At 35.9% G+C, this 23,339-nt stretch carries 25 protein-coding genes and 1 pseudogene; 3 read left to right on the top strand and 23 right to left on the bottom strand.

Translation table 11 applies throughout. The features are described from left to right. Window positions 1-432 precede the first annotated feature (432 nt). From QNH29_RS15635 to QNH29_RS15600, 8 genes are all read right to left on the bottom strand, one after another. Window positions 433-1,218 carry a DeoR/GlpR family DNA-binding transcription regulator gene (locus QNH29_RS15635; protein WP_283860318.1) on the bottom strand — a complete coding sequence of 262 codons (786 nt, stop codon included), beginning with the start codon at window positions 1,216-1,218 and terminating at the stop codon, window positions 433-435. 362 nt (window positions 1,219-1,580) lie between these two features. Further along, a complete protein-coding gene (locus tag QNH29_RS15630; protein WP_283860317.1) occupies window positions 1,581-2,906 on the bottom strand; it encodes an amylo-alpha-1,6-glucosidase in 1,326 nt (441 codons plus the stop codon). A 204-nt stretch (window positions 2,907-3,110) separates the two neighbouring features. Beyond that, window positions 3,111-3,926, bottom strand: a complete 816-nt coding sequence (locus QNH29_RS15625) for a carbohydrate ABC transporter permease (protein WP_283860316.1) — start codon at window positions 3,924-3,926, stop codon at window positions 3,111-3,113. 1 nt (window position 3,927) lies between these two features. Continuing rightward, entirely contained in the window at window positions 3,928-4,812 is an 885-nt protein-coding gene (locus QNH29_RS15620) for a carbohydrate ABC transporter permease (RefSeq protein ID WP_283860315.1), read from the bottom strand. 527 nt (window positions 4,813-5,339) lie between these two features. Continuing rightward, complete coding sequence (locus QNH29_RS15615; protein WP_283860314.1) at window positions 5,340-6,452, bottom strand: FtsZ/tubulin family protein; 1,113 nt, start codon at window positions 6,450-6,452, stop codon at window positions 5,340-5,342. A gap of 278 nt (window positions 6,453-6,730) precedes the next feature. Further along, window positions 6,731-6,925, bottom strand: a complete 195-nt coding sequence (locus tag QNH29_RS15610; RefSeq protein WP_283860313.1) for a hypothetical protein — start codon at window positions 6,923-6,925, stop codon at window positions 6,731-6,733. Window positions 6,926-7,290: 365 nt separating this feature from the next. Then, window positions 7,291-7,743, bottom strand: coding sequence for a GyrI-like domain-containing protein (locus QNH29_RS15605; protein ID WP_283860312.1), 453 nt, complete (start codon window positions 7,741-7,743; stop codon window positions 7,291-7,293). Between the two features lie 412 nt (window positions 7,744-8,155). Next, window positions 8,156-8,461, bottom strand: coding sequence for a hypothetical protein (locus QNH29_RS15600; RefSeq protein ID WP_283860311.1), 306 nt, complete (start codon window positions 8,459-8,461; stop codon window positions 8,156-8,158). 222 nt (window positions 8,462-8,683) lie between these two features. Here QNH29_RS15600 and QNH29_RS15595 point away from each other — a divergent pair, with 222 nt between their 5' ends. Together QNH29_RS15595 and QNH29_RS15590 are read left to right on the top strand one after the other, a co-directional pair. Then, entirely contained in the window at window positions 8,684-8,806 is a 123-nt protein-coding gene (locus QNH29_RS15595) for a YjcZ family sporulation protein (protein ID WP_179600764.1), read from the top strand. 42 nt (window positions 8,807-8,848) lie between these two features. Continuing rightward, window positions 8,849-8,944, top strand: a complete 96-nt coding sequence (locus tag QNH29_RS15590) for a YjcZ family sporulation protein (protein WP_283860310.1) — start codon at window positions 8,849-8,851, stop codon at window positions 8,942-8,944. Between the two features lie 406 nt (window positions 8,945-9,350). Here the strand turns inward: QNH29_RS15590 and QNH29_RS15585 are convergent, their stop codons facing one another. The 14 genes and pseudogenes from QNH29_RS15585 to QNH29_RS15525 all read right to left on the bottom strand — a co-directional run bounded on the left by QNH29_RS15585 (window position 9,351) and on the right by QNH29_RS15525 (window position 20,795). Further along, complete coding sequence (locus QNH29_RS15585) at window positions 9,351-9,734, bottom strand: MarR family transcriptional regulator (RefSeq protein ID WP_283860309.1); 384 nt, start codon at window positions 9,732-9,734, stop codon at window positions 9,351-9,353. Between the two features lie 188 nt (window positions 9,735-9,922). Beyond that, the gene (locus tag QNH29_RS15580) at window positions 9,923-10,420 is read right to left on the bottom strand and encodes a DinB family protein (RefSeq protein WP_283860308.1); all 498 of its coding nucleotides are present in this window, start codon (window positions 10,418-10,420) and stop codon (window positions 9,923-9,925) included. A 474-nt stretch (window positions 10,421-10,894) separates the two neighbouring features. Further along, window positions 10,895-11,785: an aminoglycoside phosphotransferase family protein gene (locus QNH29_RS15575; protein ID WP_283860307.1), complete on the bottom strand. Its 891-nt coding sequence runs from the start codon at window positions 11,783-11,785 to the stop codon at window positions 10,895-10,897. 36 nt (window positions 11,786-11,821) lie between these two features. Further along, window positions 11,822-13,138, bottom strand: a complete 1,317-nt coding sequence (locus QNH29_RS15570; protein ID WP_481858730.1) for an MDR family MFS transporter — start codon at window positions 13,136-13,138, stop codon at window positions 11,822-11,824. Window positions 13,139-13,662: 524 nt separating this feature from the next. Then, the gene (locus tag QNH29_RS15565) at window positions 13,663-14,196 is read right to left on the bottom strand and encodes an RNA polymerase sigma factor (RefSeq protein ID WP_283860306.1); all 534 of its coding nucleotides are present in this window, start codon (window positions 14,194-14,196) and stop codon (window positions 13,663-13,665) included. Between the two features lie 43 nt (window positions 14,197-14,239). Beyond that, window positions 14,240-15,457, bottom strand: coding sequence for a hypothetical protein (locus tag QNH29_RS15560; RefSeq protein WP_283860305.1), 1,218 nt, complete (start codon window positions 15,455-15,457; stop codon window positions 14,240-14,242). A 12-nt stretch (window positions 15,458-15,469) separates the two neighbouring features. Continuing rightward, window positions 15,470-16,303, bottom strand: coding sequence for a hypothetical protein (locus QNH29_RS15555; protein WP_283860304.1), 834 nt, complete (start codon window positions 16,301-16,303; stop codon window positions 15,470-15,472). Continuing rightward, a complete protein-coding gene (locus QNH29_RS15550) occupies window positions 16,300-16,989 on the bottom strand; it encodes an ATP-binding cassette domain-containing protein (RefSeq protein WP_283860303.1) in 690 nt (229 codons plus the stop codon). The genes QNH29_RS15555 and QNH29_RS15550 overlap by 4 nt, the downstream gene beginning before the upstream one ends. Then, on the bottom strand, window positions 16,982-17,371 hold the full coding sequence (locus QNH29_RS15545) for a GntR family transcriptional regulator (RefSeq protein WP_283860302.1): 390 nt from the start codon (window positions 17,369-17,371) through the stop codon (window positions 16,982-16,984). The genes QNH29_RS15550 and QNH29_RS15545 overlap by 8 nt, the downstream gene beginning before the upstream one ends. Window positions 17,372-17,803: 432 nt before the next feature. Beyond that, window positions 17,804-18,031 (bottom strand): HD-GYP domain-containing protein, encoded by a 228-nt coding sequence (locus tag QNH29_RS15540; protein WP_283860301.1) that lies wholly within the window; start codon window positions 18,029-18,031, stop codon window positions 17,804-17,806. A gap of 34 nt (window positions 18,032-18,065) precedes the next feature. After that, window positions 18,066-18,292: pseudogene (locus tag QNH29_RS30335) on the bottom strand (cyclase). 80 nt (window positions 18,293-18,372) lie between these two features. After that, complete coding sequence (locus QNH29_RS15535; RefSeq protein ID WP_283860300.1) at window positions 18,373-18,936, bottom strand: flavodoxin family protein; 564 nt, start codon at window positions 18,934-18,936, stop codon at window positions 18,373-18,375. Window positions 18,937-19,133: 197 nt separating this feature from the next. After that, window positions 19,134-19,553, bottom strand: coding sequence for a GNAT family N-acetyltransferase (locus QNH29_RS15530; RefSeq protein ID WP_283860299.1), 420 nt, complete (start codon window positions 19,551-19,553; stop codon window positions 19,134-19,136). 237 nt (window positions 19,554-19,790) lie between these two features. Beyond that, window positions 19,791-20,795, bottom strand: a complete 1,005-nt coding sequence (locus QNH29_RS15525; protein WP_283860298.1) for a DUF3231 family protein — start codon at window positions 20,793-20,795, stop codon at window positions 19,791-19,793. 402 nt (window positions 20,796-21,197) lie between these two features. Here QNH29_RS15525 and QNH29_RS15520 point away from each other — a divergent pair, with 402 nt between their 5' ends. Continuing rightward, window positions 21,198-21,536, top strand: a complete 339-nt coding sequence (locus QNH29_RS15520; protein WP_283860297.1) for a L,D-transpeptidase — start codon at window positions 21,198-21,200, stop codon at window positions 21,534-21,536. A 217-nt stretch (window positions 21,537-21,753) separates the two neighbouring features. On the opposite strand, the gene QNH29_RS15515 is transcribed toward QNH29_RS15520, so the two are convergent. Beyond that, the gene (locus tag QNH29_RS15515) at window positions 21,754-21,981 is read right to left on the bottom strand and encodes a cyclase (RefSeq protein ID WP_283860296.1); all 228 of its coding nucleotides are present in this window, start codon (window positions 21,979-21,981) and stop codon (window positions 21,754-21,756) included. Between the last annotated feature and the right edge of the window lie 1,358 nt (window positions 21,982-23,339).

The raw sequence follows: 23,339 nt of genomic DNA, 5'->3' as shown, positions 1-23,339 counted from the left end.
TAAAAAAACTATAAAAATGCATTATTGTCGCTGCCTAAGAAATTCTTAATCTTATCTTCCACTATTTTCTGAACTGCATTTTGACCTACTCGTAATAATGGCTCAAGCAATCACCCAACACAACCCCATTATAAACGTGAAAATAACACATAAATTACAAATAACTCAGAATATTTTTGTGGTTTTTATTGGGTTTGTGTTGTTTGTTTACATTATCTTATAGAAGATTATACAAGTCAATTAATATTTAGAAAATTTTAAAAATAAAAACAATAACTATTTTTTTCAAAAGTCTAAATTCCACAAAACTAGTAAAATTGAAATGGGGTGATTGGGGATGTTAAAGAAGAATCAGCATAAGAGGTCCTAATAAACCATGCATGACTGAAAAGAAGCTTTTATGTTTATTTAGGACCTTTAGCTAATAAAATTTCAATGGTTTAGTAAAGGAGCTTGATCTACTTCTAAACCTGCTGCTCTAAGTTTTTTTACAACTTCCTGATCCGCTAATTCACTAGTAATTAAAAGATCCACATCATCAAAATTACAAAAAGATACCAAACCAGCCTTGTTTAGCTTACTATGGTCGGCCAACATCACAATTTTCCTTCCAGCTGATACCATGGCTTGCTTTATTTCAGCTTCGTATAAATCTGAACTTGTAAATCCATGTCTTAAAGAAATACCAGACGTTCCAAGGAATACTATGTCCGCATTGTATTTTAATAATTCACTTTGTGCCTGGGGCCCAATAACACTCATGGAGTTACGCCTTAATTCACCGCCAAGAGAGTGGATAGATGCGGTTTCATTTTTACTGCATTCTTCGACAATGTTTATTCCATTCGAAATGACCGTAATGTTTTCAACATTCTTCAGATGACTTGCTGCATACCAAGTAGTGGAACCTGCATCAAAAATGATGATTTGCTTACTCTTTACCAATTCCGCAGCGCGTTTTCCAATGGAGTCCTTCTCTTCAGAGTACTGATATTTTCGTTGGTCAACATGGGGAATGGTTTCATTAACAATTCCTTGATCGATAAGAATGGCACCACCATAATTCTTTTCAACTAATCCTTGGTACTCTAACTCATTTAAATCTCTGCGAATTGTTTCTTCTGAAACATTAAATAATTGAACTAATTCAGAAACTTTCACACTTCCTTTTTTGAATAGAAGTTGTTTTATTGTATTTCTACGTTCTGCAACTAACACCTAATTTCTCTCCTTCTACTCTTCCTTCAGGTGATGATTGGCCATTTCAAAAACTTCCAGGGTTCCGAACTACCCCATTTTAATATTCTCCGAAATGCATACACAGGAAGAAAGCACTGGTTGAATTTCTGTCCAAAAAGTCATTATTTTAACCTAATCTGCCAAGCTGACCTGACTTCCCAACAAACATTGTATCAAATTCCGTCCTGCTATTGCCTGGAAAACAGAACAATATTTTTTTTAGAACATGCTAACACCTAAGGAAAGAATACTTTGAGTTCTTGAGCATAACGTACCCGCTCGATTTTCTCTGAACGCTATTAAGGGCAGAACCATTGATTTAATTCCAATTTATAAATTTTTTATAGCGTCCAATAATTTTCACAATTAAACAAGTTAAGACGCTTTTCTTTAACTGCATTTACGGCATAAATGAACATGGCTGTTGACCAAGATTGTCCGCTATATCCCATTGGCTTACCTGAGGTACCATGGAACCATTCATTGAATTCCCACTCTTCCTGCTTACCACGGTTATTCATTTCGGCTAACTTTGCTAATTGGAACTGGGCTTCCTCAAACCTCCCAGCTTTTACCAAGGCTGAGACATAAAATCCTCCAATAAACGGCCATGACCCGCCATTATGGTAATGATGTGGAAGATTTAAATTTCGAACCCGATAGTAATCCCGCCAATCCTTTTCCCCTTCACGAATAACGGGATAAAGCGCCTGTACAGGATACGGTTGATTAAGACCACAACCCTCAATATAATCAAGAATTTTATTCGCTTTCTGTTGGTCCGCAACTCCAAACACGATCGCGAGAATATTACCTAATGTATCAAATCGGTCTGCGTATTCACGAAAACCCATGTAGGGTAAATAGAATGGGCGTTCAACAAATTCAGTATTGACCCTTTTCAACGGATAAAGCCATTCTTTCCGATTCTCCTTTACCCAATTTTCGTCATAAGGCTCCTCTGGACCAACCCAAAGTAAAATATTTATCTTCTTTTTCACATCTTCGGCATGATCAAGATAGAAATCAGCTGGTTCTTCAAGGGCTTTCGCTAAGAGTCCCATGCATTTCCACGCTGCATAATACAATACATTGTCATATAAAACGTTATAACGGTTCGCAAATAAATCTGCCCAATCCATCGCGTCGTGAACTTCTAATAATCCGCATTCATTCGAATCCTGATAACGCAGCCATAATAAGGCTTTTTCTAAACTAGCCCACCACTTCTTCAGAAAGGCTACGTCCTGTTTGCTTAGAAAATGCATGTAGTGGCCAATTATATACCACGTATTTCCATCCACACAACCAGCATGAATCGTATCTTCAACTGCCTGTTTCTCTTGAATTTCTGATTCTAATTTACCACCGTGGGCAATGAGAGCCGGATCTAACACATTCGTAAAACCAACATTGTGTGGAATTTTGCCTAATGGTGACTGAAAATTCCCTAATGTCTCAAGTGATTGGCGATGAATATAAGGACCATTCTGATCTTCGCAAATTAATAAGCCTAATCCACAGATCATGCTATCACGGGCCCAAACCTGTTGATAGGCTCGGTTTGAACCTAATAATCCCAGTTCGCTTCCATTTCCAAGAAGTAACTTTTCTGCTTGATCTCTTCCATGTAGAATAAATTCTTTTATATCAATTTGATTCGCCATTTTATTCTCTCCTAACTGACTCTTTTTCCTTTATAATTGTTTATCTTTGTCTCAATTCTCTATAACTGGCTTGGAATTTTTCGTGTAAATTTAAGGAAAACGATCATGCCTTTCTCTATCTTGAAGGTAGTCTTTAATAGATTAGTTAGTAAAGTGGTAGTTGTTAAGTCTGACCGGACATGGTTTATCCCTTATGTTAGTAAACTATTTAATAGAACCTTCTATGACACCTTTGATAATTTGTTTTTGCATTAATAAGTAAAATATAATAATTGGAATGATTGACAATACCAATGCTGACATCGCTAAACCATAATCTGAAGTATACTGGCCAAAGAAATAGAATGTAGATAATGGCAATGTTCTTGTCTCTTCACTGATTAGAACAAGCGATGGCAATAAGAAGTCATTCCAAATCCATAGTGAATCCAAAATCGCGATGGTGACGGTAATAGGTTTTAACAATGGAAAAACAACATACCAAAAAACCTTAAATCTTGAAGCCCCGTCAATCCGTGCTGCTTCCTCTAGTTCAATCGGAATTTCTTTAATAAACCCATGATACATGAATGTGGCCATACTCAAACCAAATCCTAAATAAAAAAAGGATAAAGACCATTTACTGTTTAGTAAACCCAAATTTCCATAAATATTAACCAATGGAATCATGATGGATTGGAAAGGTACAATCATCGCAGAAACCATCATGAACAAGATAATAGTATTGAATTTATTGTTCCATCGCACAAGGAAATACCCCAACATCGACCCGAAGAAGATAATCAATACCAGTGAAACAACCGTAATCAAGAATGAATTGACTACACCAGTGGAAAAGTTCATAGCCTCATAGGCTTTTATGTAGTTATCGAAGGAAAATACTTTTGGCAATGCAACAGGATTTGAGACAATTTCTAAACGACTTTTGAAAGAATTTAAGATTATTAAGGCAAAAGGAAAAAAGAAAATAATAAACAATATGGACGAAAGAATTAAAAAAGGAAGGCCTTTGAGTTTCATATTATGAATTTACCTCCAATTTTTTCATAACTCTAACTTGTGTTATGGCAATAATTGCAACAATAATAAAGAACACAAATGCTTTTGCCTGGCCAGGTCCATAGTTTTGATTCAAAAAGGCTTCATTATAAATGTGCATCGCGATGAATTCGGTAGAGCGATATGGTCCCCCGCCCGTCAAGGATAAGTTGGTATCATACACCATGAAGCTTCGTTGTAATGTTAAGAAAACACTAATGGTAAAAGCAGGGATCATTAATGGTATTTTGATTCTAGTAAGCGCCTTCCATTTTGAAGCACCGTCAATTGTTGCTGCCTCAATGAGAGAGGATGATATTCCGGTTAAGCCTGCAATATAGATGAGCATCATATAACCTGAGGTTTGCCAAACGCCAACAATCACAAGAGTCCAAAACGCCTTATCCTGATCAGCCAGCCAGGATTGAGAGAAAATATCCCAGCCCAAATCCTTTCCGACATAAACTATTACTCTAGAAAAAACAAACTGCCAGATAAATCCTAAGATGATACCACCAATCAGATTTGGAGTGAAAAATCCGAGTCGAAAAAAATTCTGCCCTTTCATACCGCTTGTAACCAGTAAAGCGAGGCTAAAAGCCAAAACATTCGTTAAAACAATACACAAAAAAACATATTTTGTGGTAATCCAAAGTGAATGCCAAAATTCCTGATCTTTAAAGGCCTCAACATAGTTTTCTAGACCTTTAAACTCAATGGAGGTTGATATCCCATCCCAATTTGTAAAAGTCATGATTACTCCCATCAAAAATGGAAGCACTTTCACAAGAAAAAATGCCAACAAAGGAATAAATGCAAAGCCGAGAAACACTAAAGCTTTCTCTGGAAAATTTTTTTCATTATACATTCTTTTACCTCCATAAAAAAATTAATACCACAAATGGTTAATTTGATGGATGACTACTCACCATCATTTTCAATTAAATAGCCCTACTAAAGGGAAATAATATACAAAATAAAGAATAATAATAAATTTACCGAGGTGTTTTGAACGTTGTTGTGTGATTTTGTTGTTTTTTATATATTATCTTATTAAGATGTTGCTAAGTCAAGAATTTTCAAAATACTTAATTTATTATTTTTAGAAGCAGAACCACGTCACTTGCTATCACAACTAAATTGAACAAAAACAAAATAAAGGTCAACCCTCAGGTAGGTGAAACCTACCGTTTATGAGGGATTGACCTTTTATAAATGATTCAAAAAATCCTATTGCTTCATACTTAAATTCTCCATTAAATTTTAAGAATTGGTTGAAGAGAAATTTGAGGGGAAGAAGTTCGCAGATGATAATAAAGGAAACACATCGGATTCGTCTTCCAATTGTGTTTCCTTTTACTCAACATGGATGTTACATTCTGAATAAGCTTCTAATTACTTCTTTTGATACTTATTTAACTTGGAAGTAATAGACACTGGCTTTCTTTCCTGTTTCATCATTTTTAAGTTGGATGCCCACCGGATTCCTGACTCGTAATTTTGGGTATTTTCCTTTTTTACGAGATTCTGTAATCGTTCTTTGTTCTTTTCTATTGATTCTTCGACAGAGAGCATCCGGCGAGTTGGGAAGGATAGTCCGGCAAGAATGGTCGTGATCGTAGGGTCAGATTCTGTGATATACGTTCCTTCAAATAATTGCAGCGGTTCCCCCACCCTTTCAAAGATGGACGGTACATTTATCAGCTTTGAAATGTTCTCTGGTCCCTCATAAATAAGCCCAGCCCGGATGACCCCTTGTGATTCGACAGGACAGAAAATGGAGTTCTCCCATGAGACCTGGACTTTTTTAGAGACTTCCGAGGTATTTTTCGCATCCGTAATAGGCGCAGAAGAAATCATCGTTACTCCTCTGGATCCAAGGATATTCATAAGGTCGGTTTCATCAAAATTGCCAAAGAATGAACTTTTCTTCGTGATTTTAAGAAGATGGTTAATCGCCTCTATGGCTTGAAGATTAGCAGAAAGGTATATTTCGTGTTTACTCGATTGTGGTTTCTGCTTACGCATTTGATCATTGTCGACAAGAAAGACAGAAGAAATGCCTTCAATATTGGAAAGTTCTTCGATACACTCCGCAGTATTAATGCGATTTCCCGCTAATACATTACGTTCAGGGATCACCGCGATGGCCCCTACTCTAACACCAGGCAACTGATCAATCAACAAATCAATCAACATCGGACTCATCCCAGAACCTGTGCCTCCGTCTGTAGAAAAAGCGACCAATAGAAGCTTAATGTTTTTAAAGGAGCTGATAACAAAATCAATAATTTCTTTATAGTTTTCTTGTAACGCCCGTAATCCTAATGAACGGTCTTGCCCCGCTCCATTGTATCCTGGAACAAAAAACTTTTTTTCTACCCGAGTATTAACAACACCGTCTCGTTGATTCGTATTAATGAGAGCTGTTGGAAAATTCAAAGCTGATGCAATTTCCGCTATATTCCCACCTGCTTGACCTACGCCTAAAATTCCAATCGATTTCACCAAACACGCCTCCTTTTTAGGAAATGATCTAAGTTGTTAAGGTTAAAAGATTTATTCACGGAATGGAAAATACAATCCTTATATCATTTTTACGATTTAAATGGCCAGATTATGACATAAATCGGTCCCTTGCCTTTTAAGGCGGCAGCGTCAGGGATAATCAGTTTACATCATTAAAAAAATGACCGCCGCAGCGCTCATCAGCCTATTGATTGTTTTTTTAGTGGTCACTTTTTCTATTTAGGATTTATCTTTACTAAAAATAATGTTCAATATAATTAAGGTATAAAAGTTGAACCAATTTCATTTGTGCTCTTTTGGTTCAACGCAGCATTTTCGTTTAATTGTTGATTCGTGGATTTGTTTTGATCTTCAATAAAATTTGCTCGGTTTGGAAATAATTTATCGAAGAATACACCAAACAGTACAAAGGCTAATAGTATTCCCCAGAAAAAGTAAGCGATGATTGACATAAAACAACCCCTTTCATTATTTTTTGAAAATTCAAATAATGGTATTTTTATTATACTATAAAATACATTATTTTACAACGTTTGTTAAATTTAACTCTGCTGGCTCCGTACTTTCTGTCACTAAGACCGCCGAAACGATCTTCTTATGACTCTTTTACCAGTAATGGAAAACAAGTATTAAACTTTTATTTTTCTTAGTTTTACTCCGTTTGCAATAACTCCAATTAATCCAGTAATGACTATAATATATGCAACAAATAAAGGTGTAAAAGTAAGGGATTCAGTAAGTATTCTAAACATACCAAGAGCAATAATAAAAAAACTACTTACAAATGTAATAATTGTTCGAGTTTTATTATTTATGTTTAGCCTCCTAAAAGAATTGGTAAATATATTTCGACTTCCTCCTCACCATTTTCCATCGAATGATAGGTCTCAACAATATAGCACTCTAGTTTCCTTTTAAACCCTTGGTCTGCTGACCATCTCAATAATTGGTCATGCAGGTTTCCGATATTTTTAATATTCCCCCTAGTCGTGACATAATCTTGATCCGTTTCTATATAATTCATCCCCATTGGAAGTTCTGCAAGAGGATCTTTCACCGTTAACCCTACTATAAAGTTGCCTTCCTGATGGTTTTCATCCTTTTTGGGTTCAAATAGGGCAATTTCTGTACCAGAACTAATTTCAATTTCATCTAATCGGTTCAGAAATTGCTGGGCTAATTTTGGAACTTCAGTGCCAAAATCAACAAAAGCTCCACTGCCTTTTATACCTACTACTCTAAAATTCTTCTTAACGTATTTAAATTCCATCCCATATCCCCCAGTCATTAATAACTACTTATATTCATTCTCCTCCACTCCATTTATTTCCTCTAATTGGAATCGAGTCTTATTCCACTAAACTTCCTTGTTACTTAAACAAAGATTCTGATATTATTTATTGTTGATTTTCGTATAGGTATGAGAATTCATAGGCGGAGAATTTCCTGCTAATGTATATAAAGGATGTTTGGATATGTAATATTTTACAACAATCACCTTTGTTTAACTATGCTGCCGCGATAGTTGAAAAATTCCGTCTGTCTGTATGACATCCCATACCTTAAGTTCTCTACCCATAAGTTCAATTAAAAGAAGCCACCAAGAATGGGGCAGCTTGACCTTTAATGCTTGCTTTTTCAGGATTACTCTCTTTTATTGGGGTACAGGTCAAAATATTTTATTACTTTTCATGAGCTAGAATAATAGGTATCTTAATCGTTTTATTATAAAAATTTATCTTTGGAGTTAAGTCATGTGACTTTTTTCTGAATTCTATTTCCCCTGCACTGGTGATGCTAAACCGAGCTATATATTCATCCTTATTATCAATGATTACAAATTCATCTTTGTTTTTATATAAAGCAAAATTAAATTGCATGACGATTTTCCAATTGTGAACTAAATCGTATCTTTCTATAGGGATGATCTGTTCTTCCTCGATTTTATCGTCTTCCGGCTTTTGTTTTTGTTTGTTTTTATTTCTCACTTATGACTTCCTCTCCTCTCTTTTCTCCTCATTTAGATAATCTATGATTGGTTTTGTACCAAAGTGTGGATGTTTGTACAAAAAAACGAGTATATAAATACCCTAGATGAGGAAATTGCTGATTTTGTTTTAACACATGGTAAATGTCCAATCGATTCTTGTCTTAAGAAATATATATAAAAGGAATATTTTTTCACGGATTTTCCAAGAGGTGGTGAAGATATGGGCTTTGGGTTCGGCTGTGGCGGAGGTTATGGCTATGGTGGTGGCTATAACGGCAGTAGTTTTGTACTGATTGTTGTATTGTTTATTCTGCTAATTATCGTACTTTCCAGTTGGTGTTAATATGTAAACCGCTTTTTTTAGTAAAATCTGGAGTTGATATCAATGGGTGAAGAAAGAGAATATGGATTTGGCTTTGCTTTGATTGTTGTATTGTTCATTCTCCTTATTATTGTTGGAGCTTCTTATATAGGTTACTAAATTGTATAGAACCAAATGACAGGTAAAGGTCTTCTGTCCCTTTGTTATATAGACTTCTGTAATGAACGGCTGGTGAATGAAATGCCATTTTTCGGATTTGACCGAAGAAATCGATTTTTTCGTAATGACTTTAGAAGAAAACTATTTTTCCCATTTGTATTTATATTTGATATTGAGCGAAGAAGAAGCTTTGAATTTGACAGAGAAAGAAGAAGAAGACGTAGATTCTATTGATTAAAAGAAATGGTAATTCCAGAACGTATCGTGTAAGAATGAGCTGCCAACATTGGCAGCTCCGATTTTTGACTTTTGCCCCGGTTAGTTTTAGTAAAATATCTAACAATCTTTTTTTAGGAATAAAGACTAGGGCAACTATTTAAAATTCTCTACAGTTCTTAAGCTAAAATTAAAATAGACTAGACTTTGTATTTATTAATTTATTTTTAAACTCGTCTAATATCTTTTTTCTTTCCTGATAACTTTCATCATCGCCTTCCTCCCATAGAGTAAGGTCTGCACCTTTTTCAATTAGATCTATCGCCTTTTTTTTAATTGAAGCAGTCAGTACCCTATGCCTCATTTGAAGACCTGCGAGAGAAATGTACAAAATTGATTCATCTGCCTGTTTATCTTCTTCATCATCATAATCAGAAAATTCTTCCTGCCACGATTTAAGAATGATTTTTGTAGCTTTTCTTGGACTTACCCCTTCATCCATCAGTTCATTCCATTCATCTTGAATATCGCAAGATAAATCATCTTCCCATAAGCCAGTACCCCAAGCACCCATCCTTTTTCCTCCATTCCTAATAATTCTAAAGATCTTTATTGTGTATTTATTTCAACATAAATAAGCGTTAATCCTTCGCGGATCAACGCCCCCTTACTTAAATAAGGAATTTGTTTTTACCAACCATTAATAATCTCATATCTTCTACTTCTTCTGCTGGGCGAGGAAGGTCGCTGAATTATGGTGCTTTAGGACCGATCAACGCCATTCCAAGAGGATTGCAACTTTCGCAACAGAACAATTTGGCCGAGGTGATACGTATCGTGCATCATGATATTGCTGAGTAAACGCTCAATAGAGTACCTGTTAGCTGCATACGGAGCTTTTAACTTTTCATCGTCAAGGTCCGCAATGACCGTTTTTAATTTATTCATGACTTCATTAAGGCGCTGCACTGTCTGGGCCCACCCAATTTCGTCTTCTGGATCCCCCGGATTTCCAAAGGTTTCTTCATTGTCTTCTGCCTTATGCGCATTCTCTGTGCCCTTAATTCGATGGATTACGTCTTCATTCCAAAATATCAAGTGGTTGACAATCTGCCAAATCGAATTGCTGATTCCCGAATTTGTCCATGCTGCCTCAGCTGCGATGACTCCATGAAGCGCCTGATCCATGGATGCAAACCATTCATTCTCATGGCAATGCATGTCGAGTTGTTCTAAAAACATTTTGGTTACAACTTGCATACAACTAATCTCCTCACTGTTTAGTGTAATCTTTCAAAGTTAAAAGACAAGAAAAAATCTGACTATAGTATAAATTAATCGGTCTTAAAAAGGTAAAAACCAAATCCAAGTGGTCCCTTCCATATTGGACATACCTTTCTCTCCAGCTTCTAATACTCTCCAACATGGCAGGGTAATCCGAAATTTTCGGGTGACGATCACAATAATCCTCAAACAATTTCAAAAAAGATATTATTTTAATTTGAGAATACAACAAAACCGTGATCATTATGACTTATTCGCCTAATCCAGATTTTATTCCTTCATCATTACAGTCCAGGTTGATTTAACGTTCTTTGGTTGTCCTACAAATTAATAGCACTAAGGAGGATTACCCTACTTGGGACCCTCCTCTTTTTACATATTAAACCAGCATTAACCTCTCATTGTTCCTACCTATTGGTTCGATACCTTTGGTCGTAAGGCGACTATTATTTATTTTCCAGTATCAAGGTCCGCCAATATCTCATTCAGCGTTCTTTTTGCCAGAGTAACAAATTGTGGGTTTGTTACTCGATAGTATGGAATGATAAGTACTGCCTGGTGAAGTGCATACCCTCGGGCACGAAGCCATGTATCCTTGTCGGCATGGATGGAATTTTGAAAGACTTTCCGCCCTTTTGAGTTGAATACAGTCCAAGCAGGTATTAGGTCAAACGCCGGATCTCCAATTCCCACTCCGCCAAAGTCGATGACCGCATCTAAACGTCCGGAATGAACCAAAAGATTTGTTCTAAGTAAATCAGCATGAATCCATACTGCATGACCATTCCAAACAGAAGCTTTACATGAATCTTCCCATGCCGCTAATACTCTGTCTCTATCCAGCAGAGCATCTGCCTCATCAATACATTCTAATGTTCTTTTATTTAACTCAAGCAAAGGTAATCGCCCTGCCCTAGGCGCATCATCTGGCACATCAATTGAGTGCATCTCATTTACAAAATCCGCCAAATCCTTTGCAACTTCTCCTTCGTCATGAATTAACTCATCGGAATACTGATTGCCCTCTATCCATTTGTAAACTGCCCAGTTTACTGGGTATGAGGCATTAGGTTTACCTAAAGCAACAGGTTCGGGTATCTTAAGTGTCAAGTGGGGAGCAAGATAGGGAATCCAACTCCACTCTTTTTCTATATCTGCCCACTCCTTAACCCTGGGCAGGCGAATATAAAGCTCTTCCCCCAGCCTGTAGACATGATTTACCGTCCCAACTGAATTCACTGGAGTTATCGGTAACATCGAGAATTCAGGGAATTGCTCATTAATTAGCCCTCTAACAAAACTTAGATTAACGTCCATTTCATTGTCATGCATTCTGCTCATTACTACCACCCGTTTTAATAATTTGATTTTATAAAGCTATGTTAAATTCGTACTACTTGCTGTAACTTCCTTTTTAACATGAAGAGTCTGATTCTTTTCCTTCGCTTCGGAAACCCATTTATCAAGTGATAAATAAATAATACCTGCAACAATACAACCTATTCCTAGAACCGTAAATAGAACCTGACCAAGATGTTCATCAAGCAAAAAACCGGCAAAAATGGGTCCGAATGCACTACCGACGATCCACTGGAGACTTGCTGCCCCCATATAAGTGCCCCGTAAATGTTCAGGTGCAATATTGGCTACAAATGTCATTTGGACCGGAGATAAGAGCATTTCCCCTAGTGTGTATATTCCATAGATAATCATAAGAACGAAAAGGATACTCCAATAGGAAAATTGGAGTTTTGTAAAAAAGATTGGCAGCCATCCTACTGCCAGCAGCCCAAAACCGAATAAAACCGAACCATAAAGCATGACCTTTCCAAGTTTGCGCGTACTTGCCCATCTCGATATCGCAAATTGGAAGAAAACAACCAGTGTTCCGTTGAAAGCCATTAAATAAGGATAAGGATTTTGGGCATCGGAAAGTGCCGGCAATTGTTGATCAAAATGAAGCGGAAGCATCCCTTCCGTTTGTGAAAATCCCATCGAAATTACAATACCCGTTAGAATATAGAAAAATAGAATTTTATCTTTAACAAGTACCGTAAAAATAGATGGCAATTTTTCTATTTCATCAAGATCTTTCGTTACCTTATTTCGTTTATTTTTTGGTAATGTTTCTGAAAGCAAGAGTGCTAAAAAAATGGAATAAACAAAAACGGATGAAGCAGCAATGATAAAAATAACAGATTTTGATAAAAACACAACGGATGCTCCAAGTAATGGACCAATGGCTGCTCCAATATTGTGTCCCATTCGCAGCAAACCATATGCTTCCGTTCTTCCCTCTTCATCCGTCACATCTGCGACCATGGCTGAAGCTGCAGGATGAAAAAGTGAATTAAACAACCCAAAAAAACTCGATATTACTAAAAAAGGATAGAAACCATCGAAAAAAATAAAACCAAGCATAACCAAACCATTTCCAACCATTGAAACAATCATAATAGGCTTCCTGCCATATTGATCTGCCAGCTTTCCGCCTATTAATGAACCAAGCACACCGGCAATTGGCCCCATCGCCATCACAACACCAACTTGCCAAAAATGATCGACCTTATCACTCATATATAAGGCGAAAAATGGCATTAACATCATCATCGCAATACCATTAATTGATTCCCCGATAAACCGAATCCAAATATTACGATCCATTTTTCGATAAGCCTCTAAACTCATTTTCAATTCATTTCCTCATTTCTCTCTGACATCTATACTGTCAGTGTTATTTTTTTAAAGCATTAGAAAAGAACACGCTCACTAATCTCTTTTCTAATGCTTTTACTCCGTGCAAAAAGCCGTGAGCAAGTTAAACCTGCCCACGGCTTTTAATTTAAAATCAAAGATGGGTAAGGAAAACTTATGGTTGATTCATCACTGTATAGTTAAAAAAGGGCACACTGCTCCCGTTAGACATATAACGAACTTCTACGATCCAATTAACTATAAAACGTAAACCATTAAGCATTTCCTTACACCTCCTATTCAAGAAATTTATAAATTATCTTAATTCTTCATTCAAATTATAAATTATGCTTAACGAAAATGTAAAGAAATTCCTTTTGAGTAAATAATAAAAAGATGTGAATGCGGCGCATTCCCATCTTCACCATTAATAGTGCCAGGAACCTTCCTGTCCATAAGGGTTTTCTGAAACTAAAGTTTTGACATAACAGTAAATCTCCTCTTTTATGGTTCCACGTGCTTTCCTAATACATCTCTCTCAGCATCCGCTTGGCTCGAAATAGTCTTGTTTTGATGGTTGATAGATTTAGATTTAAATGATGTTGAATTTCTTTTAATGATTGATTCTTAAAGTAGTAGAGTGTTAGGACCTCTTCGTACTTTGAAGGCAGCTGACTTAATTTGTTTCTTAGTTCTTCTTTATCACATTTCGTTAAAACCTCAGATTCAGGTGTACGAACTTCATTACTATTACATAGCAGCTCTATATCTTCATGAAGCACATCCGAGCGACGGTTTGCTTTTCTTAAAAAATCGATACAATGATTTTTGGCAATCCGATTCACCCAAAAATGTATGGAACAATCTCCGTTAAACTTTTGAAGGTTTAAGTAGCATTTAACAAGAATTTCATGTGAAAGGTCTTCGGCTAGATATTGGTCTTTCACAAAGGAAAGAGCAAGACTGTACACTTTCTTTTTATATTCCACATAGAGCTCATTTACTTTTTGTTCATTGATCCTTTGGTCAAACCTGATTGGAAAGATTGCTTGTTCCACATTCGTATCCTCTTTTCTAGAAAGAGGGATTTACTCCTCTCCCTTATTCCACATACATTTCATGGAGGTATAATTCGAAATTTCCTTGTTCTTCCGATGAATCTTTGAAAGCTAATTGACCTTTGAAAAGGGTTTCTCCTGTTTGCGCGTCTGCAACGATTACATCCGCATTGATTTTTGCATTCATTTGTGAGGTAGCAACATAGATTTTTCCGTCTTTTACGGTTGTCATTTGAGCATACGCAAAACCTTCTTCACCTGTTCGTGGGATCCTGAATGATTGCCCAACTTGCTTATCTACCAAACTATAAGGAGTTACAGCAAGCTCTTGCCCGTCTAATGTCATGAAGTAAACGGTAGAACCATCAAAGAAGCTCAGTTGGTTCTGATCTACTTGCAAATCGGGTATATTAATCTTTTCTTTCTTTTTTGTTGTTAAATCATAGGAAATGACTTCCTGGTTGATTACTTTTTCCCGTTTGGATTCTTCATCTTCAATATTTTGTATTTCCGTTTTGATCATAATCAGCTGATCATATGATTTAGTCGGGCTTGTTCGAATGAATTGTACGTCGATATAGGTTTCCCCTTGCTCTTCTGGAACCTGAATAATGGCTTCTTGGCTGCTTATTTTCTGATTGGCCATATCTATGGAGTAGATATGTTTTTCACCATAATAGTTTTCATTATTTCTCTTCATGTTATGGGTAATCAGGTATAACCAACCCTTAGATAACTGTACATCTTCCACAACAAGATAATCTAATCCTTCATCATCTGGAACTTCCAACGTGAAGGAGTTGATGTTATCATCCTCTTTGTTTAACACAGAGATATCAAACTTAAATTCACGCGACGTTAATGAACTCAGGTCATTTACATCCGCATAAGCCAGAAACCGATTGTCCTCAAAAAATGAGTTAATCGCTGCATTTTTGCCGCGCATAAAAGAATGATAGTCTTTCTGTAACTCTTTAATCACCGTGGCAGGCTGACCAATTACCCTATCTAGAAATGAACCTCTATTATATTGAGATCCTTCCCCCGTAATTTTTACATTCGTACTTACATAACTCATAGTGGAAGTATCTGAATAGGATCCATCCAACACCAATGATTTTATCTCTTCCGCATCACCGCTTTGTGTTTCAATCACAAACTCCGGATATTGTTCAGCTGACAAAGCAGCGTTCACATAAAAAGTTCCAATGCTAAGCACAATAACCACGATAATGGCAATGAATTTCCAATATTTCCTCATATTACGCACTCCTTATATGGTGATCTTTTTCATTAATAAGAATCCACTCATCCAAATAGATGCTGCAAGTACAATTATCCCCATTAGAATTTCCAGCACCAGCAATTCAATCGGGTAAAAGAAACCGTTAAGAACAAACTCTTGTATTAGTAAGGGTAAGATCAGTACAACGACAGCAGCCGCACTATAAAGAAGACCGGCAAAAATCCCTTTCCATCTAAAGCTTCTTTCCATTAAGACTGCCGTAAATAGAACAGAAACAGCCATCACTCCCGCTCCATAATATAAAATCAATTCCATCACAGTGCTTGGAATAATGATATTCAATTCAGGCATACCGATTAAAATGTCTTTCACACTCATATCCACCCTAAATTCCTTAGGTACCATGCCTTTCATCACCAGCATCTCGATTGGCAGCAAAATGAGTTGAAAGGCGACTAACCCAAATGCCATGAGCAGGATCGTAGTAATCTTTGCATAGAAAATATTTAATCTTGTTGTTGGGAGCATTAATAATCGGTAAATAAAAGTGTTTTTTCCAACCCAATCCCGATACCAAATAAGAAATATGTAGAATGCGACACCAGCGATACATAACGCGATTGGACCCACGAACCATACACTTCTTACGACCTGCGCAAAGCTCATATATCCAAAACTTTCTAAAAACTGTGCTTGTGACATCATCTCTTTAAAGAGTTTTTCATCCATTATGTTTAGATAACTTTTTGATACCACATACACTCCTGCCATCTGTGATACCAATGTGATCCCTAGAAGGACTACAAATAGTTTCGCAATACGGTTAAATTCAAAGTTTACGAGTTTCAAGTAATTTTTCATCGCTGATACACCTCTCTCATTACATCAATGACAGACTTCCCTTCCATTTCACGCGCCTCTTCCGCGTTAAATTCCATGGTAACCCTTCCATCATCTAGTAAAACAACCTTATCTATTAAATGTTCAATATCTGCTACTTCATGTGTTGTAATGATGACGCCTCGATTCTCAATCAAATGACTGGTGAACACATTGGCAATTTCCTCTCGGCTGAAGATGTCTATTCCTGAAAATGGCTCATCCATTAAGACATAATCCACATCCAATGCTAACCCAAGCAAAAGATTAACCTTTGCTGTATTTCCTTTTGATAAGGAGGAAATTCGTTCGCTTAGATTTAATCGAAAGAATCCTAATAATTCGTTTGCCCGCTCTTGATTCCAACAAGTATAAAAGTCTTTCATAAACTCCATCGCCTCTGCAATGGTCATATGCGGCATCATGGTAATCGTATCGGGAATAAAGGTGATTTTTTCGAATGTATATTTATCAATCGGTTTTCCATCTATCAGAATCTGTCCTTTATGAATGGGGGTAAGCGCCATAATGGCATTTAAAATGGTCGTCTTCCCGACTCCATTGATCCCTATTAAACAAGTAATTTCACCCTTGTTAGCTGTGAAAGACACTCCTTTTAATATTTTCTTTCGCCCGAATCTCTTTTCAACCTCTTTTACTTCAATCATGGTCACGCCCCCTGTCATCGTTACTCGTATACTTTGCTCTAACCAGATCAAGCAGTTCATCCACTGGTACATTAATGGAACGGACAGATGTCACAAATGTATCTACTGCTTCCAAAATCAACTCTTCTCTCACTTTACTTAATATCTTTGTATCTGTTGTAATCTTGCTAGGATGATTCCGCTCTGTATAGATCAACCCTTGTTCCTCCATTTCCTTATACGCCCGCTGCGCGGTATTAGGATTCACTTTCATCCTACCAGCCAGCTCCCGTCTCGATGGAATTTCGTCTCCAGGCGTCAGCTCACCATTGACAATTTTCTCTTTAAAATAACGAATGATTTGCAAATACACTGGGTCACGATTATTAAAATTTACATTCATGGAAACAACTCCTATATGACATTTGAAGTCACTGTTTCGTGTATGTATTAATTGGTTCATACACTTAAAGTGTACTATATGATTAATACAGTATAGGTGTATTATATGGTTAATACAGCGAAATTGTCAATTCTTTCTAAAAAATATTATGCTTCTTTCTTTCTTCTCTTAAACTGCCAACATTGTAAGAAAAGGTTACTATTTTTTTCAGTATGTACCCTTGATTTTGACAGCCTTGCACCAAGGAATAGCTGGATCTGTCTGATTGAGCCCTTGAGTCAGACAGAGCTGACTTTAATCCTCCCAAAAAATATGTAATGTATCCGCATACTTCGTCATTATGTTACATGATAAAAATCATAACAAAATGGGAAAAGAGTTTGATTTCTTATCCCATTTTGTTAACAACGCTTAAAGCGATTTTGATATAGTTTATGTTTTTTTGTGTGATTTCACTAAATTCATAGCCGTGCGCTCCATTTTTATAGCCTTTTCTTCAAAAATGCTGAGGAAAGCGTCCGCCACTTCTGGATCAAACTGTGTTCCCTTTTTTTGGCGAATCTCATTAAGCGCAAAATTCAAATCCAATTGATTTCTATAAACGCGTTTGGAAATCATCGAATCAAATGCATCAGCAACGCCGACAATCCGAGCAACCAATGGAATTTCAAAATAGCAAGTTTTTTCAGTTTAGTTATATTTCGCCGTCAGCAGGTCTTCTTTTATGCTTTTCATTTATGATTTTCTTGTTAAGAATCCTTACTTTACCAACCATTAGTAATCTCATATCTTCTACTATATACCTAGCTAATCTTCGTCTGAAATATCATCTCCATCAATATCAAGACGGAATTCCTGGCCTTGAATTCCACCGCCATTCGTAAATTCGATTTCAAAGTCAAATAGAACTCTCTTGTTCATTTCGAATCCACCTTAATCGTAGTTTTTAGAGTCTAAACGATCTATATTCTAGGTATCAAAAACAAATGACTCCTTCCATGTTATAAACCATTAATTTCATTTTTTTCAGTTATTTTATTTCGAATTTGAGTAGCTGCGAAAAGCGCACCTTTGTCTTGAAGTACTTCCTCAGGTTTGTTTCCATTTCCAATAATATATCCGGCAAATTCAATTCCCATAAAATCAAAAATGTAATTAAATTGCTGAATCATAGGCAGTCCTTTAAAATGAGGTTCGTCTCCTCCAACAGCTATAACATATGCTTTTTTAGATGACATTTTATTCTTGAAATCAGGATATTTTGGGTCCCTTAAGGTTTGGGACCACCGATCAATAAAGTTTTTCATTGTTCCTGACATGCTATACCAATAAATGGGGGTAGAGAAAATTAATATGTCATGTGGGAGTATACGATCGATTATAGAATTATAATCATCATTTCTGTCCTGAAAACCATCTTTCGAGTGACGCATGTCTATTATTGGTTGGATATTAAAATCTCTTAAGTGAATTTTTTCTGAAGCTAATTCTTGAATGACGTATTCTGTCAGCAACTCCGAATTTCCATTATGACGGGTTCCCCCGTATATGACTGCTATTGACATTTTTCATTTCTCCTTTTCCTTTGGATTAAGTTTTTATTATTTGTTCCTTGATTGCATGTATCTTATAATGAACTTACCCAGCCAATAAGTTTTAATCCTTGTTGAATTATTCTGCCCCGTTAGTGGAACAAGCTAAAAAGCCGCCGAAGCAGCTAGTGATCTTGATCAATACACCTGGCAGAATAAAAAGAAAAAAACTATTCTAAATACTCACTAGCTAGAATCGGGTTGAGGTACCTAGCCATTCCTGTTTTTGTCTTTTTTAATCCGAGTTTCTTATAAAAGTCTTCATTTCCAGTTGTTGAGATTAAGTGAACACACGAAACCTTACTTAGTTTGGCAAGTAAATACTCCATTATTCTTTTCGCTATCCCTTGTTTTTGGAACTCTGGATGTACTAAAACGTCGTATATTGCAGCATTAAAAACTCCATCACTCATAGCTCTTCCAAATCCAACAACTCGACCATTTAAAGTAACAAAGGCAAAGACATTACTTGCTTCGAATACTTGTTTAATCATCTCATTTGAATGCTTTGTCCACCCAACAGAAACATAGATATCTTTCATTTCATCAAGATTTACCTTCGTAAAATCACTATGTATTTCTAAATCCATAAGCCCTCCCTCCATATCATACTATGTGTATTCTACATTAATCTTGCGTGCTCCTTCTTGAATTAATCTACTTACGGAAGTACAACGCTTCATCAACTAACATGCTTCAGTTACCCTTTACTTTAAGTGAATAAGTACACAATCTTTTAAACCCTTCATAAAAAAGAGGCTACTCATAAGGTATTGAATGAAGCCTCTTTTTGTGCAGTTATATAACGATCAAATAAAGCCGTGGTATTATTCTTTTGAAGATAAATTGTCTCGGTCAAGTGCTTCTGGAGGTTGCTCCAGCCATCCATGGTCTATCAAAATATTGGCTCCATCTTCTACATAAAATGCAACATCTGATTGACATTTTGCAAATAAGATACCAATATCTTTTCTTCCATTAAGTGACAAACCATTTGCATATTCTCTAATTTTCATTGAGAACATATCAATTTTATGATAAATCATGAGCTTATCTGAGAATGTCGGTATGGTTGATGCCGTTACCAAATGGTCTAACAGTGTGGGCGAAGGAATGCTATCTTTATTTAATTTGTCCGAAAGCAGCTCGATATGCTTTTGATTAATATTTTTTCCACGCTCTAAATACTTTTTAACGTTTTCATTTCTTGTTCCCTGAATAAATCCAAGAATGAGGGCTTTACTAGTAACATCGTTGTTAATACTTCCGTATAGATGAGCAATTTCCAATCCTTGAAGTTGTCTAACTTTACCAAAAAAACCACTCAAGAAATTTTGTTTATTAACAAAATCTACTTTTTCTGGTGTTGTTATGATTGGTGAATTCATTAATTTTCCCTTTGATAGTAACAAGTCATTCACATCACTCATCAATTTGGCTGTGTCACTAAGACTATTGAGAAAAAAGTCCCTTACATCTTTCCTTGTCACCAAAGGAATAGCAACGCTATAAATACTCATCCCTGCTTTACCTAAATATTGCAAATAATAAAGATAAAATTCATCGTAAAATAATTTTGGTGCCTCTAAGTCCACATCATCATCGGTAAATCCTAATGGAATTGGAAAGTCGGCTTGCTGAAATATCGTTTTAATCTCTCGTATATAGGTTTTGCTTAAACCTAAAGCAATTTCTAATACCCTTTTAATATCAGTGTCATCAACATGTTTAACGAAGTGACTAAGTACACATTTTCCCATGGTATTCCCTACATAAACTACCCAAAGTTTTCCCATTTCCGCTGCTGTTAAGTGCGATTTATCTGTTTCCATAGATAATTCTTTCCTTTCACCATGCTTTTAGAATCTTCTTTCAAAATGAATGAAAATAAACATTTATCGATATTGATTATTTAAAAATTTTAAAAAAATGCCCATTTAGTATTTCTAATACTTTTTAATTTTAGTGCTGCGATAGAAAGACTAAACATAATTAAATTTTGCCCCAATCTTAGTAAACAATACTGCTCCGTTCCGTTAGCACAAGAAGAGCTCTATCCACGTGTGCATTAATCCTTTTTGATTTATGCACACGTTGGTTAACAAGCGCTTCTCTGCTATTGCATGTAATCCCAACGTACTGTTACTTCCCATACAATTTTCTTCAATCAATCACTGTTAAATAACAAAGGCTTGAGTTACTACATACATTATTAAAAAATGGAGTTGATCTTCTTGGCGAGATGGATTGACGTATCAACATCAAAACACCGATTAAGATTGTATGAAGGGAACAGACTGTTAAAATCCTATCCCATTGCTACTGGGAAAATGTTAACTGCGACACCGTTTGGCACTTACACCATTATAAATAAGCAGCAAAATCCTCCCAGACATGTTTTTGGGGTTTTATGGATGGGATTATCAAGACCTCATTATGGAATTCATGGTACAAACAATCCATCATCCATAGGTAAAAGCGTTTCTCACGGTTGTATTAGAATGTTTAATCATGATGTTTTAGAATTATCATCTCAAGTTCCGATTGGTACTAGGGTCATCATTCATAAATAATTTTGTTAATCTCTCCTCTATACTGCATTGTTTGTGTCTTACGACAACAGCCCAGTTCTTCTTATTAAACTCCCATTTTACAAGTTTTATATCCTGACCCTTGGTCGATGTATTTTTTTCTAACTCATCATATAAATCCATATTAAGGAAAAAACATGCATAGTTAATCAAAAAGAAAAGCTGCCTCATTTGGCAGCCTAAAGTACAGTACAATAAATTATATTTCGTCGTCAGCAGGTCTTCTTTTATGCTTTTCATTTATGATTTTCTTGTTAAGAATCTTTACTTTACCAACCATTAATAATCTCATATCTTCTACTATATACCTAGCTAAATCTTCGTCTGAAATATCATCTCCATCAATATCAAGACGGAATTCCTGGCCTTGAATTCCACCGCCATTCGTAAATTCGATTTCAAAATCAAATAGAACTCTCTTGTTCATTTCGAATCCACCTTAATCGTAGTTTAGAGTCTAATATATCTATATCTATATTCTAGCTATAAAAAACAAATGACTCCTCCATACGAAAATCGACAACTTCCAAGTCTGATCATTGAATTACTTATCCTCCAGCGAACATTTCAAAGTTTTCAACCCAAACACTCATTCATTTTATTGTTTTCTAATAAAACGTTTATGTATCCAGCACTGCAAATTTTTTCTAGTTACAATCTTTATTTACCGGGTACATAAATTAATGTTCTTTACTCATACGAAATTACATTTCCTACATAGATATTTTAGGAGGATCATCATGTTTGGATTTGCAGACATAATAAAATTTCTAATCTCTTTTTTCGTAATTCTGCCTTTCGTTACTCTAATCCATTTAAGCGGGCATATTTTTTTCGTTACGCTTTTCAGAGGATTAGAGAAAAAAATCATAATCGGATGCGGGCCAATGGTATTTTCCATTTGGAATATTGAGGTGAGGAAATATTACTTCTGGAATGGGGCCTGCGAGTTTAAATCGTTAAGGCATGATAACCGTGTCACGAACACCTTAGTATACCTTGGTGGGTCTTTATTCAACCTGATAAGTATTTTTCTGGTTCATGCCCTCATTTCTCAAGGAATTCTAAATAAGTCAGTTTTTTGGTCTCAGTTTACCTATTTCTCATTTTATATTCTTTTTTTCTCACTATTTCCTATGTATTTTTCAGATGGGTCGCCCAGTGACGGGAAGGCGGCAGTACTCGCATTGAAAAACCAGGATGAAAAGAAAATTAGTGATGATATTCAATTCAGGAAAATGGAAGAGCACAATAAGCCCGAGGAACCACCCAGGGATTGTAATAAGTAACTGATTTTTTATTGTTAAAACCTCTATTACTTTATAACTGTAATACTAACTTTTACTTTATGTAGACAAGTTCAAAACAACCATTTAAGACGTTTTCTACAAAATGTTTTGCAAATAAAAATAAAACTGATCAGTTCACTTACTGAGCCACTTTTTAAAAACTTTTTGGTAGCTTGTGAACTAAACCAGCTAATTGGATGTAAATATTTTCCATTAAAATACAAAAAAATTAATCCTATACTAAAAATACTCACACCAAATAACCTTCCTCACTTCTATTGGAAGGTCTTTCATTAGTTACCAGTAACCTCTATTCCACCTTGAAGTATACATAGCTTCGCTTGTTATACGAAATGTGCCCAACCAGTCTCAACCATGTTTCTACAATAGGGGGCGGACAGTTCAGTTGACGGGATTATTGTCCCACGCACCCGTACGCCCTACCTTGGCTACTGATATAATAGAATCTATTAAAAAAAGGTAAACCGCTACCCGT

This window comes from Neobacillus sp. DY30 (assembly GCF_030123065.1).
Classification (GTDB): domain Bacteria; phylum Bacillota; class Bacilli; order Bacillales; family Cytobacillaceae; genus Neobacillus.
The sequence above is the reverse complement of the archived record's forward strand: the minus strand, read 5'-3'. Positions and strand labels throughout refer to the sequence as shown.

What these genes read in the sequence shown, in the direction of transcription:
- QNH29_RS15630 (WP_283860317.1), bottom strand. Translation starts at nt 2,906, where the DNA reads ATGGCGAATCAAATTGATATAAAAGAATTTATTCTACATGGAAGAGAT.
- QNH29_RS15625 (WP_283860316.1), bottom strand. Translation starts at nt 3,926, where the DNA reads ATGAAACTCAAAGGCCTTCCTTTTTTAATTCTTTCGTCCATATTGTTT.
- QNH29_RS15620 (WP_283860315.1), bottom strand. Translation starts at nt 4,812, where the DNA reads ATGTATAATGAAAAAAATTTTCCAGAGAAAGCTTTAGTGTTTCTCGGC.
- QNH29_RS15610 (WP_283860313.1), bottom strand. Translation starts at nt 6,925, where the DNA reads ATGTCAATCATCGCTTACTTTTTCTGGGGAATACTATTAGCCTTTGTA.
- QNH29_RS15605 (WP_283860312.1), bottom strand. Translation starts at nt 7,743, where the DNA reads ATGGAATTTAAATACGTTAAGAAGAATTTTAGAGTAGTAGGTATAAAA.
- QNH29_RS15595 (WP_179600764.1), top strand. Translation starts at nt 8,684, where the DNA reads ATGGGCTTTGGGTTCGGCTGTGGCGGAGGTTATGGCTATGGTGGTGGC.
- QNH29_RS15590 (WP_283860310.1), top strand. Translation starts at nt 8,849, where the DNA reads ATGGGTGAAGAAAGAGAATATGGATTTGGCTTTGCTTTGATTGTTGTA.
- QNH29_RS15585 (WP_283860309.1), bottom strand. Translation starts at nt 9,734, where the DNA reads ATGGGTGCTTGGGGTACTGGCTTATGGGAAGATGATTTATCTTGCGAT.
- QNH29_RS15580 (WP_283860308.1), bottom strand. Translation starts at nt 10,420, where the DNA reads ATGCAAGTTGTAACCAAAATGTTTTTAGAACAACTCGACATGCATTGC.
- QNH29_RS15575 (WP_283860307.1), bottom strand. Translation starts at nt 11,785, where the DNA reads ATGAGCAGAATGCATGACAATGAAATGGACGTTAATCTAAGTTTTGTT.
- QNH29_RS15560 (WP_283860305.1), bottom strand. Translation starts at nt 15,457, where the DNA reads ATGAGGAAATATTGGAAATTCATTGCCATTATCGTGGTTATTGTGCTT.
- QNH29_RS15555 (WP_283860304.1), bottom strand. Translation starts at nt 16,303, where the DNA reads ATGAAAAATTACTTGAAACTCGTAAACTTTGAATTTAACCGTATTGCG.
- QNH29_RS15550 (WP_283860303.1), bottom strand. Translation starts at nt 16,989, where the DNA reads ATGATTGAAGTAAAAGAGGTTGAAAAGAGATTCGGGCGAAAGAAAATA.
- QNH29_RS15545 (WP_283860302.1), bottom strand. Translation starts at nt 17,371, where the DNA reads ATGAATGTAAATTTTAATAATCGTGACCCAGTGTATTTGCAAATCATT.
- QNH29_RS15535 (WP_283860300.1), bottom strand. Translation starts at nt 18,936, where the DNA reads ATGTCAATAGCAGTCATATACGGGGGAACCCGTCATAATGGAAATTCG.
- QNH29_RS15530 (WP_283860299.1), bottom strand. Translation starts at nt 19,553, where the DNA reads ATGGATTTAGAAATACATAGTGATTTTACGAAGGTAAATCTTGATGAA.
- QNH29_RS15525 (WP_283860298.1), bottom strand. Translation starts at nt 20,795, where the DNA reads ATGGAAACAGATAAATCGCACTTAACAGCAGCGGAAATGGGAAAACTT.
- QNH29_RS15515 (WP_283860296.1), bottom strand. Translation starts at nt 21,981, where the DNA reads ATGAACAAGAGAGTTCTATTTGATTTTGAAATCGAATTTACGAATGGC.